Below are 14,935 nucleotides of genomic sequence, written 5' to 3' on the forward strand. Positions count from 1 at the left end.
ATTAAAATTTAATGTTAGCACCAATTATAAATGAGCTCAATGTAGGGTAAGACCCTAATTCAATCCCTTGCGATCCCATAGGGTCACCATTTCCGTTTAACTCAGGACTGTATCCAGAAAACTTTTGGCTAATAAATGGGTTTATTGCACTTGCATAAATTCTAAGCCTTGGAATTGACTCGGAAAATTTTGGAAGTGTATATCCTAGTGTAATGTTGTTTATTCTAAAATAATCACCTGATTCTAAATAGTATGTAGACGACCTAGGCACTACATTAAATGGTTTTGGATTTGTGGCATTAGTATTATCAACAGCCCAAAAATTATTTGCTATTGAAGCTTCTATATTTTCATTTCCAAAACGTTGTGCTTTTTTACCATTATAAACTTTATTACCTCCTACGCCATATCCATCAACAGAAAAATCGATGTTTTTGTACTCGAAACCTAGGTTAATTCCATAATAATAAACCGGTAATGAAGACCCAAAAAATTTACGATCTGTTTCAACTGGATTAGATGTGATAGCACCATTCTTATCATAATAAGTAAAATTACCATTTGCGTCATAACCTGCTACTTCAAACAAATAGAAACTACCTATTGGCTGGCCTTCAGCTAATTGCTTGGTAACCTGACCATTTCCTATATCTCCACCATATTGCTTAATTGCTAATGGATTGTATACTTTTGAAACTTCATTTTTATTATTAGAATAGTTTCCACCAATCCAATATTTGAAATCTTCATTTATAGAATCATCCCAACGCAAACTAACTTCATAACCTTTATTGGTGATTTCACCTGCATGAGATGGTGTACTACCTGTACCTACAGTTAAAGGTGGTGTTACATTTAGAATAACATTTTTTGTTGCTTTGTTATACCAATCAAGAGACCCTGAAAGTCTATTATTCAATGTTTTAAAATCAAGACCTAAAGACGCTTCTTCAGTAATTTCCCAACCTAAATTGGGGTCGATAATTGAACCAATAGTCGTTCCTGAATATAATGCTCCTCCAAAATCGTAAGCATACCCTGCACCAGAATTAAATGTTTGTTGATTAATTGGAACATTTTGATTACCAAGTCTACCCCAACCTCCTCTAAGTTTCATGAAATTGATAGCCTCACTATTTTCTAAAAATTCTTCTTTAGTTAAAATCCACCCTAAACCAAATGATGGAAAGTTACCCCATTTTTTACCTTCTTGAAATTGAGACGAACCGTCTCTACGAATGGTTCCTGTAAGTAAATACCTTTCCATCAAAGTATATTGAACTCTGGCAAAATATCCAATTAGATTTTTTTGGTTTCCAATTTGATGATTTGTTACCACATTGTTTGTAGAAGAAGTTGATAAGTTCAAGCTCCAGTAATCTGAATTTGCTGGCACATTTCTTCCTTTTACATCTAAACTCTCTCTGCTCCCCCATTCTTGGGCAGAAGCTCCTAAAGTAACTTCAACATCATGAATATCTGCAAAAGTCTTATTGTAAGTTAAGAAATTATCCCAATTCCAGTTGAAGTAATCACTTCTTCCTACAACTAATTCATTAATTGGATCGAGCGGAGAATAATTGGCAGGAAGCCTTGTAGGATTAGCTGCTAGCCAAAGTTCTTGATTTGGCGTAAAAGAAAACTTTTTCCAATTGTTATATTCAACTCCTCCACGTGAAGTAAATTTCAATTCCGGTAAGATTTTATATTCGATACCTAAACTAGCTTGTAAAAGTAAACTTTTTTGCTCTTCAGTAAAATAATGCAATTGTGAAACTGCATTCCCAGCATTGTTAAAAACAGCTCCTGACTGAGCAATTTGTCCGTCAGTCCCAATAATTGGTGCACCCCATTTTCCATCAGGATACCTAACTGGAACTATAGATGATTGACGATATGCATTTGTAAAAGCTGAAAAAGGCTTCGGATTCGATTTTGAATTCGAAACACTAAAATTTTGCGTCACTTTAAATTTATCCGAAATCCTATACTCATTGTTATTTCTTACTGTAAATCGTTGGTAATCCAAACCATTCAAAACACCTTTCTCTTGGTAATTATTTACACTCAATAAGTAATTGACTTTTTCTGTACTTCCTGATAAAGAAATATTATTAGAATTGTAAGTTCCAATACGCGTAATTTCGTCAAACCAATTGGTGTTATAAGCTTGATTTTCAGCAAAACGGCTATTGTTCCCAGCAATGTTAGAATATTTGGCAAAACTATTGGCATCAGCCATAGCTACTTTTCTTAAAGGAGTTCTTATACCAAAAAAGCCATCGTACTCAATAGTTGGTTTAGCTCCCTTACCTCTTTTCGTGGTTATTATTACAACTCCATTTGCTGCCTGATTACCATAAATTGCTAATGATGAAGCATCTTTTAAAATATCAAATGTGGCAATATCATTCGAGTTAATATTATTAATATTTTTAGTAGGAACTCCGTCTACTACATATAATGGCGTGCGATCCGCTCCAAAAGTACCAATACCTCTAATGATTAAAGATGGAGTACTTCCTGGACTGTCATTACCAATAACCTGAACACCAGTCGCTTTACCTTGTATAGCTTGTGTAGGGTTTAAGACTTTCATCTTAGTAATCTCTTCTGAAGAAAGTTGTGAAATTGAACCTGTGTTATCGGATTTTTTTCTTGTTCCATATCCAATTACAACAACTTCCTTAAGATCCATTTCTTTAGATTCTATAAGTGTAACCAGCATGTTTTGAGAGGTCTTTATGTTTACCGTAGTAAATCCAATCATTGATACTTTTAATTGTTCTCCAATAGCAGCATCAATTTCAAAAACTCCATCAAAATCGGTATCTGTACTGGCCTTAGAATTTGAATAAATTATCAAAGCGCCAGGAATTCCCATTCCATTACTGTCAACAACTTTTCCTTTTATCATTTGCCCAGACATATAGGCTGGTAAAAGAAGGAGTGCTAAAAAGCTAAAAATAAAATTTTTCATAGGTTTATTATTTCGTTTAAGTTAGAAGAGCCAAATTAGTTAAATACAACGTTGTAGTACGTTAAATAGCACTACTACATGAGTACATCAAAAATAAAAAAACAACTATTAAAATATTCATAATGAGCGTTATAAATACCAAAACGGAGCCACTTAACAAAGCGCATTGATGTAGTAATGATGTAGCAAAGGCTATTACAAATAGTGTAGAAAAACAGCTAAATAAATAAGATACTGATAAAAAAAAGGCTTTTTATATAGATATTAAAAACTTAGAAAGACTTTCTTCTTTACTAAGTTGCAGTTTTTTTCTCAATCTATAACGATGTAACTCTACTCCTCTAAAAGAAATATTCATCATTGGAGCAATTTCTTTTGAAGAAAGATTCATTTTTAAGTAGATGCAAAGCTTAATATCCTTTGAGGTTAGAGCAGGAAATTTCTTTGAAAGATTGATGGTAAATTCATTGTGGATTTGGTTCAGATTAGTTTCAAAAGTCTCCCATTCATTTTTGTTCACTGCATTAATCTTAATTGCCTTCTTAATTGCACTTTTTAGTTTGTTAAAATCAGTTTCACTGTCTAATATTCCTTGAATATTTTCGATCATTTCGCTTTGTTTGGCAATCGAAAGAGATTTTCCGGCCACCTCAGTAGATTTTGATTGTACTTCTAATTCAAGAATGTGTTTCTCATATTCTTGGATATTCAATTCGTTTTCGGACTTTAATTCTATCTCAAGAATTTTCTTTTGATGCTTTAACTCTTCTTCCTTTAACTTCAGTTTTTGAATATACCGCATTTTATTCCATTTATAATAAACGTATAAAACTCCTCCAATGATTAACAGATACAGAACGATCATCCCAAAAGAAAAATACCAAGGTTTTGCTACTTCAAAACCGAAATGGGCAATTTCATTAAATTCAATTCCATTATAATCGTATACCATAAGTTTGTGAACGCCATTATCTAAATTATTCAACACAATCAAACCTTCCTTGACAGCAATAAACTCATCAGATTTATCTAACTTGTAAAAAATATTAGGTTTACTATATCCATACTTACCAGAAATCACATTAACCTTTAACTCAGAGTTGTATTTTATTTTTGAGCCATTTGCCAGTAAAACATCCTTGTCAAAAGTCTCAATTTTCACATTAGGTTTTAAATTTGTACTGTTTTTCAATTGGAAGGAGATAAAACCATCGTCCAAGTTCAACAAATAGTTCTTCTTGTCTTCAAATATTTTTAAATTATCATTGATGATTTTTCCTTTATAATATTTTTCTTGAATAAGATTTTTTACAAATTTATTCTCATTGGCATACACCTGATACAACAAACCGTCTTGCAGTATCATAAAATGATGTTCATCAATTTTGACAATATCAGAGACATTCCTAAAATTTGAACTAAAAAACTCGTTTTTAATCAATCGATTGGAAATGGAATTATAGGTATACCATGAATTATTAATCAAAAAAAGAATTTCGTTTCTAAATTCAAATATCTTAACGCCAAAGTCATTTTTAATTTTACTTTTTTGCGTGATATTTTCTACTTTTATCGTTTCATAAGCATCATTATGGAGAACCCTATACAAACCTCTATAATTGTCAGCCGCCCAAATTTCATTTTTTTTATTTTGAGCTACATACTTGATGGGCTTCAATAATCCTGTAATCGTTATTCTATCATTTAAATTTTTTAAGTCGGTATAAATAAAAATACCACTGTAGCTGGCTTGTAAATAGGAGTTATTAATACTGCTTTTTACTAAATTCCAGCCTCCGTTTATTCCATTTAATTTAGAAAGAGTCTGCTTTTCATAAATAAAAGTCCCTTCGTTATGACCAATAAAATACTTGCTATCAATTTTACTAATATTCCAAGCCTGTCCCTGTGAATTTGGAATCAAGGAGAAATTATTTCCCTCATATTTAAAAACACCATGATTAGATGCCATTAAATAACCTTTATTCGTTTTTACGACCGAATAAACCGAACCCAAAGCGCCAGAATTATCATAAAAAATAGAAACGGGAGAATTGACCTCAATATGAGCAATACCGTTGTCCAAACCCAGCCATAAATCATTTTCTTTGTCTAAGCCAATACTCAATATCGAGTTATTCATCAATACGTTATTGCGATTGATGTTTTTATAAGAACCCGAATTTAAGTCAAAAATAAATATGCCTTTATTAGCAGTTCCTACGACTAATTTATTGTTTTTAATAAACTTAGCCACATTGATGTTAGCTGCTTTCAAGATCGTATTTAGTGGGTTGTTCCAAGACGTCAGAATACCATTTTCTTCAATGTAAACCCCATTTTTCTTTGTGAAAATATAGGTTCTGTTTTGCTGCTTTTCAATTGCATGAATGACATTATTCTCTAATACAGACCAGCCCTCAATTTTATTAAACTTGGAATCCTTAAACCTATAAACCCCTTTTTCAACAGAAGCGATTAGCAATTCCTTGTTTACCACAAAGCAGTATGATACTAAAAAAGGGAATTTTTGGGGTTTAATCGTCTTGCCATCATATTGAAAAAGACCATTAAAAGACTGAAAATAGATTTTGTTATTAAATTTAAAAATCTTCCAAATCTCCTCATTATTACTATCGTCAAAAACGTTACTTTTATTGGACATAGAAACATAATGCATCTTGCCTTCTTTCCTAAACCAGTAGCCAAATTCCTTATACGATCCCGAATAAACTTTATCGCCATCTACCATTATCGATCGTATAATAGTTTTATTAGGCAACATGTTTTTTTCCCATTTCACACCATCGTATCTAAGTAAATAATGATTATTGGCAAAATACATAGCGTCATCATTGCCTTGTGCTACATTCCAAGTTTGATTATCTCCTTGATAATTGGACTTGCTGTAATTCTCGACAAAAGGGAGCAACTCTTGAGAGTAAAGTTGGGAGGATATAAAATAAAGAAGGATTAATCTAAATATTCTTGCTTTCAAAATTCGTGGTTTAAACTCCAAATATAATTACATTTATTCAATTATAAAGGACAAAAAAGCCTCTCAAAAGAGAAGCTTTTTAATATTTTTATTTTAACTCAATAGCAATTCATAAACTTGATTGGCAATTTCAATTTCTTCATTAGTTGGAATCACCATAATTTTAGTTTTCGAATTCACCGTGTTTATTTCTCGTATTTCTTTCGAACGAACTTCGTTTTTACCATCGTCTAAATCCAGTCCAAAATACTCCATATCAGTACAAACTAATTTTCTAATATAGGACGAGTTCTCTCCTATTCCAGCCGTAAAAATAATGGCGTCTAAACCATTCATTACCGCAGTATAAGAACCAATGAATTTTTTAATTCGGTAGGCGTTCATTGCTAATGCTAGCTGACATTCCTTATTTCCTTGTTCTGCTTGTGATTCTATATCTCGCAAATCACTGAAACCGGTAAGCCCTAGCATTCCGCTTTCTTTAAGCAATAGATTATTCACTGCATCCAAAGTATAACCTAACGTATTAACCATGTAAAACACAACCGACTGATCTATATCACCGCTTCTGGTACCCATAATAAGTCCGTTAGAAGGTGCAAAACCCAAACTATGGTCGATACTAACACCATCTTTAATCGCGGTCATACTACAGCCATTCCCCAAGTGAATTGTTATAATTTTACCGCTTTTTTCTAAGTATTCTGCAGCCCTTTCTGAAACGTATTTATGACTCGTTCCGTGAAAACCATAGACTCTAATCTTATTCTCCGTTAATAATTTATTGGGAATCGCATATTTATGTGCTATAACAGGAATCGTTTGATGAAAAGCAGTGTCAAAAACAGCTACTTGCGTAGCTTCTTTAAAAATCTCCTCTGCCACAATTATTCCTTCCAAGTTTGCGGGATTATGGAGAGGTGCCAACTGAGAAAGCTGTTTTATTTTTTCCTTTACCGCTGAATCAATAAGAACCGTGTTAGAGAAACTAGCACCACCGTGAACTACGCGATGTCCCACGACATCAATCTCTTGAGTGCTTTTAATTACACCAATACTAGGATCCATCAACAGTTGTGCAATTCTTTCGAGTCCTATTTTGTGGTTCAGAATAGGTTTATTTTCTTCTAAAGATTCAGTATTAGTTTTATAGGTAATATTTGAAGTTTCTAGCCCTATTCTATCTATCATACCGCTACAAATAACAGCTCTTGAAGGCATTTCAATTAATTGGTATTTTATGGATGAACTCCCTGAATTTATAATTACTATTTTCATTTATATTAAATTTTTCTCACCCCGCCCCTCTCCAAAGGAGAGGGAGACTAGATGGATGTTGTTTGTAATACTTTCCCTGGTGTACTCCATCCAATAGGTACTGGAAGGAGGAACACTGGGTAGATATCGTTTGTATACAATATTTTAACTTAAAACTTCAAACCTGAAACTAGTTTAAAGACCTTGTGCCTGTATCGCTGTTATAACCACTGTGTTGATAATATCATCCACTGTACAGCCACGGCTTAAATCATTTACGGGTTTATTCAATCCTTGCAACATAGGACCTATAGCTAATGCTCCGGTTTCTCTTTGTACTGCTTTATAAGTATTGTTACCCGTATTCAAATCAGGAAAAATAAGGACACTTGCCTGTCCTGCCACTTCTGAATTTGGCATTTTACTTTGTCCTATCGCCATATCAACGGCGGCGTCATATTGTATTGGTCCTTCAATTTTTAAATCAGGGCGTTTTAATCGCACTATTTCAGTTGCTTTTCTCACTTTCTCTACTTCATCCCCTTTTCCCGAAGAACCAGAAGAATAAGACAGCATAGCCACTTTTGGTTCAATACCGAAAGCTAAACTGGAATCGGCTGAAGAAATTGCAATTTCGGCCAATTGTTCTGCAGTTGGATTCGGATTAATGGCGCAATCGCCAAAAACAGATACTCGATCTTCTAAACACATAAAAAATATTGAAGAAACAATACAACTATCTGGTTTCGTTTTTATGAATTGTAAGGCTGGTAAAATCGTATGTTGGGTGGTATGAGCTGCTCCAGAAACCATTCCGTCCGCATGGCCTTTATACACCATCATTGTCCCAAAATACGAGCCGTCTTCCATTAAATCCTTCGCCATTCCCAAAGTTACATTTTTGTTCTTGCGCAACTCATAATAGGTATTTACATAGTCCTCATAATTCTCAGATTCAATAGGATTGATGATTTTTATTTTCGAAAAATCGAAAGCTATACCTAATTCTGCTACCTTATTTTCAATTTGTTTTTTATTTCCGAGAATAGAAATATCAACTACATTCATAGTTAACAATCGAGAGGCAGCAATAATAATTCGATCGTCATTCCCTTCTGGCAAAACGATATGCTTTCTATGTTTTTTGGCTCTTTTCACAAGATTGTACTGAAACATTTTTGGAGTCATCCCTTCTGCTTCAAAAGAACTTAGTTTTTTAGCCAAACTATCCAAATCAACATACTTTTCGAAAGTATTTATAGAAGTCTCGATTTTCTGCTTATTATCAGCATAAATCTTAGCTTTGATATCGCCTATTTTATTGGTTATTCGATAGGTACCTTCTTCAACAGAAATAATAGGAACAATACTAGTCAGTCCTTCAATTAATTTAAGAATACTGTCGTCAGGGACTATATTACCCGTTAAAACTATTCCTGCAATCGTTGGGTAATTTGCAGATTCATTGGCTTGCAATGCTCCCAAAATAATATCAGCACGATCACCAGGAGTGATTACTAGCGCATTTTCTTTCAGGTGTAACAAATAGTTGCGCAGCTGCATGGCTCCAACACTAAAATTCCCAATTTGATTATTTAAGAATTCACCACCAAAAAGCACTTTGGCACCTAGTTCATCAACAATTTCTTTAATCGTTGGATTATTCAAACTGTGAATAATTGGAATAGAATTAACCAAAATCTCTTTTGGCAAACTTGCTCTCAAACCATCAGTTACTAATTGAATGTTTTCAGGTTGTACTTTATTAGCAATAATTCCCAACACTTCGACTTCCTTTACTCGAAAGGAATCGTATGCCAAATAAAGGCTGTCTACTAACTCATCTAATGTTTTACCAACTCCAGAACCCACAATTATTGTTGGAATCCCTAAGTTTTTAGCGATTAACACGTTCATATCGAGTTCGATTACGGTTCCTTCACCGCTAAAACTCGTTCCCTCAACTAAAACAAAATCAAATTGTTCTTCCAGTCGTTTGTATTTATCGATAATTAGATCGAGAACTTCTCCTATTCTACCTTGATTTTTCTTTTTTATGAGCTTGCTTTTGGTAATGGCAAATGCATCTTCAAATGCAATATCCAGACCAAAATGAGAGATTACAGTTTCGATGTGATTGTCTAATTTCCCATCTTCAAAATCCTCAATTATAGGTCGAAAATAACCTACTTTGGCTGTTTTACCAATTAGCATACTCATTAAACCTAGAGTAATAATCGACTTGCCACTATTGTGCTCAGAAGTCGCTATGTATATGGCTTTGTTCATTTTTTGTTTTTAAATTTAATTCTAATATAAATTGAATATTTACCTTCTTTAATAGTTAAAACCATCGACGCTTTTTAAAATAAAAAACCATTCCTATTACGATTAAAATCATGACACCAATAACCGTAAAGTACCCATTATGTTGCCTTAGTTCGGGCATATTATCAAAATTCATCCCATAAATTCCAACAATAAAAGTAAGCGGAATAAATATTGCAGATACAATGGTCAATGTTTTCATAATCTCATTCATCTTATGCGTTTGCGAAGAGAAAAAGAAATTAGATGCACTTTCTAACATCCCCATATCTGAGTCAATTTGCTCTAAAAGCTCTAAGCTTTTTTGATGCAATCTCGAAAAATAGCTGAAGGTTTCTAATTCGATAACTTTAAAATCTTCGTCTTCTTTCAAACTTTTAATCGCATACAAGGAATCCCGAAGTGGAACAATCGAACGTTTTAAAAAATTAAAATTATCACGGTGTTTCTCAATTCGCTCCAGAATTTTGGGATCAGCACTATTCTTAGAAAGATTTATTAATTCTTCGACTTTGTCTTCTTCATTTTCGATAGTGATGTAGAAATTCTCCATAACAGCATCTAACAATAAATACAGTAAAAAATCAGCCTTTTTACTACGAACACTACCAACTTGGTTTCTAATTCGTTCCCTTATATGCGAAAAAAAATCACTTCTCTTTTCTTGGAAGGATATAAGAACATTATTTCTTATTAAAAAACTAATCTGCTCCACGCTGATGTTATCAGAATTCTCTGTAGGCAACATCGATTTTATATTAAAAAACAAAGTGTCAGGAGATTCCTCTAGCTTTGTTCTCCTCGTCGTATTTAATATATCCGAAAGCAGAAAATTATCTATTTTAAAAAAGGCCCCAATTTCTTCAATTATTTCAATTTCATTTAAACCATGTAGATTGAGCCAATTTGTTTTTTGTTCATTAATACAAGCCTTTAAATCTAAAGCATCAATACCCTCATATTCAATAAATTCGACCGAGTCATACGCAAACAATTGCATCTCCGATTCCATCTTTTTATGCCTTCCCGTGTATTCCAGCTGATTTGGCTGTGCTTTTCGACTCTTTTTATATTTTATTTTTCTCATTCAGAATAATATATACGGTAATATTACAAAAAACTTTTTTCAATCAATACTACCTTAACGTTTTTGAAAAACGTACTGACGAAAATTACTAATAGTTCATAATGGTAATAAACAAAGGTATTAACACTGCTGCTTTTGTTTTATGAGATAAATCATGTTTTAAAGTAAAACAAAAAACCGAGCTATTTCTAGCTCGGTTTTAATAAACAAAAAATATTATTTTTTTTAGTTCGTTTGTGATTTGACAGCTAATGTATAAATTACCAATCCAAAACCAATTTTATTGATTGCATCTGCAATATTGTAAACAACATCAATATTACCAGCAGGAATTATTCCGTTGTACCATCCAGTTGTCCCCATCATATACCCTAATGGGTAGATTGACCAACCTACAAGTACAAACCAACATAATATTTTGTGTGCAGCAAGTACATTTCCCCCTGCAGCTTTCGCTAGTTTTGAAGCTTCTCCTAACCATATTTCATAAACAATTGCGAAATAAGCTAATCCTGAAACTGCTCCCCACACTGAAGCATTTGCTGTATCTACAACTTCTCCAAAGTAACCTGTAACTAACATGATTAAAGAATAGATAATCATTTTCCATAACAAGGATTGCTTGGCTCCTGCTATTTTTAATATTAAATAAAACTCAACACACATTAATGGCACCGTCAATACCCAGTCAACATAGCGGAAAAAAGTAGGTGATTCACCAAATGCAGCCCAATAATCTCTCATGTAGAAATAATGTACTGCAGCAATAAAAGTAATTAAACCCGAAACCAACACTGAAGTACGCCACTTTTTGTCAAACTGGCTCAGTGATAAAAAGAAAAATGCAGATGCGGCCATCATTGCCATGCACCCTACGAAAAAAGTAAACCCTACATAGTCCGTAGGAGATAACTTTGATACCATTCCTGAAATAAACATAAAATTTGTCATAGTTAAAATTTAAGGTTGATTTTTTTTTGTTCATATAAATATAAGAATAGTTAAACAAACAAAATGTTTTTTGTTTAACTATTTTAACTTAACTTTAAACAAAATTATTAACAATGCTTAGATATACAAATATTGCAATCGTAGCAAGCTTTTTTTGCTTATGGCTCAACTCCTTTTTCCCTAAAGAAATACAAATATTCATTGGTTTTTCCCTCATTTTTAGCTTTGGAATTCTACATGGCGCTAATGATTTGCTTTTAATTAAGAATACAAACGATTCGAAAAATAAAATTTCATCTAAAAAAATAGTACTCTATTATGTTATTGCAGTACTTTTTGGACTATTATTATTCTATTTGATACCGATAGTAGCCTTGCTTCTGTTTATTCTAGTTAGTGCCTTTCACTTTGGCGATCAGCAAGGGTTCTATTTAAATTTTAAAGCATCAAAATACATCCTGACCTTTTACCCTTTCATTTACGGAATCGTTATATTATTTTTATTATTTTTCTTTCATTCCAATGAAGTCAAAGTGATCGTAACTGAGATTATACGATTTAAAATACCTACGTTATATATAAATGAAATCTTCATGACTAGCGGATTGATCTTCCTAAGTATAAGCGCTTATTTTTATTGGAAATTTGAATCCTTTCGAAAAAAATTACAGACAGAATTATTTTTGCTTGTGGTTTTTGCCATAATATTTAAAACTTCGAGTTTAATATGGGGGTTTGCAATCTACTTTATTATTTGGCATAGTATTCCTTCTATTTTAGATCAAATAAAATTTATTTATGGTTCATTTACTTTTAGCAACTTTATAGCCTACTCTAGGAACGCCTTTGTGTATTGGCTGGCTTCATTATTAGGAATCGGACTTCTCTATTTCCTATTTAGAGATAAGGAGATATTTAATGCTCTGTTTTTTTCTTTTCTTGCAGCTATCACATTTCCACACGTATTAGTAATTCTGAAAATGATGCATAAAAAAAATACAAAAAGCGCATAAAAAAACCGAGCTATTTCTAGCTCGGTTTTTTGTATTATATAGGTAGAGATGGACCGTAGAACATCTCTACCGGAAATAATTATTTTACTTCTTCGTAATCTACATCTTGAACATCATCTCCTTGCGTTTCAGCTTGTGGCTGTGCAGCACCTTGACCTTGTTCTCCTTGAGCGTACATTGCTTCAGTTGCAGTTTTCCAAGCAGCATTGATATTATCAAGCGCAGTTTGGATTGCAGGAATGTCTTGAGATTGGTGAGCCATTCTCAATTCAGTTAATGCATATTCTACAGCTACTTTGTTTTCGTCAGATAATTTATCCCCTAACTCTTTCAATTGAGTTTCAGTTTGGAAGATCATTCCATCTGCTTCGTTCAATTTTTCAGCTCTTTCTCTTGCGATTTTGTCAGACTCAGCGTTAGCTTCAGCATCTTGTTTCATTTTTTCGATTTCTTCAGATGTTAATCCAGAAGAAGCTTCGATACGAATATCGTGAGATTTTCCAGTTCCTTTATCAGTTGCCGAAACTTTGATGATACCATTAGCATCAATATCAAAAGTTACTTCAATTTGTGGAACCCCTCTTGGAGCTGGTGGTAAACCATCTAAATGGAAACGACCAATTGTTTTATTATCAGCAGCCATTGCTCTAGCTCCTTGCAATACGTGAATTTCAACTGTTGGTTGAGAATCTGCAGCAGTAGAGAATACTTGTGATTTTTTAGTTGGAATAGTAGTATTAGACTCAATAAGAGTTGTCATAACACCACCCATAGTTTCGATACCTAAAGATAAAGGTGTAACGTCAAGTAACAATACATCTTTTACATCTCCAGAAAGAACTCCACCTTGAATAGCTGCTCCAATTGCAACAACTTCATCAGGGTTAACTCCTTTAGACGCTTTTTTACCAAAGAATTTTTCCACTTCTTCAGCAATTCTTGGCATACGAGTAGAACCTCCAACAAGAATAACTTCGTCAATATCAGAAACAGTTAAACCTGCATCCTTCAATGATTTAGCAACTGGTGCCATAGAACGTTTTACTAATGCGTCAGTTAATTTCTCAAATTGAGCTCTAGTTAATTTTTTAACTAAGTGTTTTGGTCCTGAAGCTGTAGCAGTTACGTATGGTAAGTTGATTTCAGTTTCAGCAGAAGAAGACAATTCAATTTTTGCTTTCTCAGCAGCTTCTTTCAAACGTTGCAAAGACATTGGATCTAAACGTAAATCAATACCTTCTTCAGCTAAGAAATCAGCAGCTAACCAGTCAATAATTTCGTGGTCAAAATCATCTCCACCAAGGTGAGTATCACCATTTGTAGACAATACTTCAAAAACTCCGTCTCCTAATTCAAGAACAGAGATATCAAATGTACCTCCACCTAAATCGTAAACAGCAATTTTTTGATCTTTTCCTTTTTTATCAAGACCGTAAGCTAAAGCTGCAGCTGTAGGCTCGTTGATAATACGCATAACTTTAAGACCTGCAATTTCACCAGCTTCTTTAGTCGCTTGACGTTGTGAATCATTAAAGTAAGCAGGAACAGTAATAACTGCCTCAGTAACTGTTTGACCTAAATAGTCTTCAGCAGTTTTTTTCATTTTTTGAAGTGTCATTGCTGACAATTCTTGTGCAGTATATAAACGACCATCAATATCAACACGTGGTGTATTGTTGTCCCCTTTTACTACTTTGTAAGAAACTCTTTTTGCTTCAGCCGAAACTTCAGAAAAAGAATGACCCATAAAACGTTTAATAGAAGCAATTGTTTTGGTAGGATTTGTTACCGCTTGTCTTTTTGCAGGATCTCCCACTTTAATCTCTCCACCTTCAACAAAAGCGATGATAGATGGTGTTGTTCTTTTTCCTTCTGCATTAGGGATAACAACTGCTTCGTTACCTTCCATTACAGAGACACAAGAGTTTGTCGTACCTAAATCAATTCCGATTATTTTACCCATTTTTAATATATTTAATTTATTGTATACTTGTTTTTATAACTTGATGACTCTAAAGCAATCTTTGTGCCAAGCCAAAAGCTCCTTATTAATTGTCAGTTTATGTTAAAATGGCGGAAAATAATCTGCCAAGATGACATTTTGAATTGACTGACATTGAAAAAATAACACAGTATGAGTGGCAGTTTAAGTATGTATTAGCGGAGTTATAACTTTTATCTATTTTTTCAAAAAAATCAATATCCACCGACACGCTGTAACCTATTTGCAAACTCAAAGCCATTCCTCCCATCAACCTGAAAGGAGAAAACAAAGACTCATCCATCAAATCAATAAGAATCTCTTTAAGCAAAGGCGAAAC

Annotated in this window: 8 protein-coding genes; 1 reads left to right on the plus strand and 7 read right to left on the minus strand. The window is 33.3% G+C overall.

Going from position 1 to position 14,935, the window contains the following annotated elements; translation table 11 throughout:
* Window position 1 precedes the first annotated feature (1 nt).
* The 6 genes from FQU23_RS06465 to FQU23_RS06490 all read right to left on the minus strand — a co-directional run bounded on the left by FQU23_RS06465 (window position 2) and on the right by FQU23_RS06490 (window position 11,601).
* Window positions 2-2,980 (minus strand): SusC/RagA family TonB-linked outer membrane protein, encoded by a 2,979-nt coding sequence (locus FQU23_RS06465; RefSeq protein ID WP_147673143.1) that lies wholly within the window; start codon window positions 2,978-2,980, stop codon window positions 2-4.
* 253 nt (window positions 2,981-3,233) lie between these two features.
* Complete coding sequence (locus FQU23_RS06470; protein ID WP_245181078.1) at window positions 3,234-5,978, minus strand: histidine kinase; 2,745 nt, start codon at window positions 5,976-5,978, stop codon at window positions 3,234-3,236.
* A gap of 93 nt (window positions 5,979-6,071) precedes the next feature.
* Window positions 6,072-7,256 carry an acetate/propionate family kinase gene (locus FQU23_RS06475; RefSeq protein ID WP_147673145.1) on the minus strand — a complete coding sequence of 395 codons (1,185 nt, stop codon included), beginning with the start codon at window positions 7,254-7,256 and terminating at the stop codon, window positions 6,072-6,074.
* 174 nt (window positions 7,257-7,430) lie between these two features.
* Window positions 7,431-9,524 (minus strand): phosphate acetyltransferase, encoded by a 2,094-nt coding sequence (gene pta, locus FQU23_RS06480; protein WP_147673146.1) that lies wholly within the window; start codon window positions 9,522-9,524, stop codon window positions 7,431-7,433.
* 55 nt (window positions 9,525-9,579) lie between these two features.
* On the minus strand, window positions 9,580-10,650 hold the full coding sequence (gene corA, locus FQU23_RS06485) for a magnesium/cobalt transporter CorA (protein ID WP_147673147.1): 1,071 nt from the start codon (window positions 10,648-10,650) through the stop codon (window positions 9,580-9,582).
* A gap of 225 nt (window positions 10,651-10,875) precedes the next feature.
* On the minus strand, window positions 10,876-11,601 hold the full coding sequence (locus FQU23_RS06490; protein ID WP_147673148.1) for a bacteriorhodopsin-like: 726 nt from the start codon (window positions 11,599-11,601) through the stop codon (window positions 10,876-10,878).
* Window positions 11,602-11,714: 113 nt separating this feature from the next.
* Here FQU23_RS06490 and FQU23_RS06495 point away from each other — a divergent pair, with 113 nt between their 5' ends.
* A complete protein-coding gene (locus FQU23_RS06495) occupies window positions 11,715-12,614 on the plus strand; it encodes a Brp/Blh family beta-carotene 15,15'-dioxygenase (RefSeq protein ID WP_147673149.1) in 900 nt (299 codons plus the stop codon).
* Window positions 12,615-12,693: 79 nt separating this feature from the next.
* On the opposite strand, the gene dnaK is transcribed toward FQU23_RS06495, so the two are convergent.
* Window positions 12,694-14,577 carry a molecular chaperone DnaK gene (gene dnaK / locus FQU23_RS06500; RefSeq protein WP_147673150.1) on the minus strand — a complete coding sequence of 628 codons (1,884 nt, stop codon included), beginning with the start codon at window positions 14,575-14,577 and terminating at the stop codon, window positions 12,694-12,696.
* Between the last annotated feature and the right edge of the window lie 358 nt (window positions 14,578-14,935).

This window comes from Flavobacterium sp. XN-5 (genome assembly GCF_008033395.2).
GTDB classification, from domain to species: domain Bacteria; phylum Bacteroidota; class Bacteroidia; order Flavobacteriales; family Flavobacteriaceae; genus Flavobacterium; species Flavobacterium hiemivividum.

Bases quoted from the DNA above. Each gene is read 5' to 3' on its own strand.
- pta (WP_147673146.1), bottom strand. From the start codon at position 9,524: ATGAACAAAGCCATATACATAGCGACTTCTGAGCACAATAGTGGCAAG.
- FQU23_RS06490 (WP_147673148.1), bottom strand. From the start codon at position 11,601: ATGACAAATTTTATGTTTATTTCAGGAATGGTATCAAAGTTATCTCCT.
- FQU23_RS06465 (WP_147673143.1), bottom strand. From the start codon at position 2,980: ATGAAAAATTTTATTTTTAGCTTTTTAGCACTCCTTCTTTTACCAGCC.
- FQU23_RS06495 (WP_147673149.1), top strand. From the start codon at position 11,715: ATGCTTAGATATACAAATATTGCAATCGTAGCAAGCTTTTTTTGCTTA.
- dnaK (WP_147673150.1), bottom strand. From the start codon at position 14,577: ATGGGTAAAATAATCGGAATTGATTTAGGTACGACAAACTCTTGTGTC.
- FQU23_RS06475 (WP_147673145.1), bottom strand. From the start codon at position 7,256: ATGAAAATAGTAATTATAAATTCAGGGAGTTCATCCATAAAATACCAA.
- corA (WP_147673147.1), bottom strand. From the start codon at position 10,650: ATGAGAAAAATAAAATATAAAAAGAGTCGAAAAGCACAGCCAAATCAG.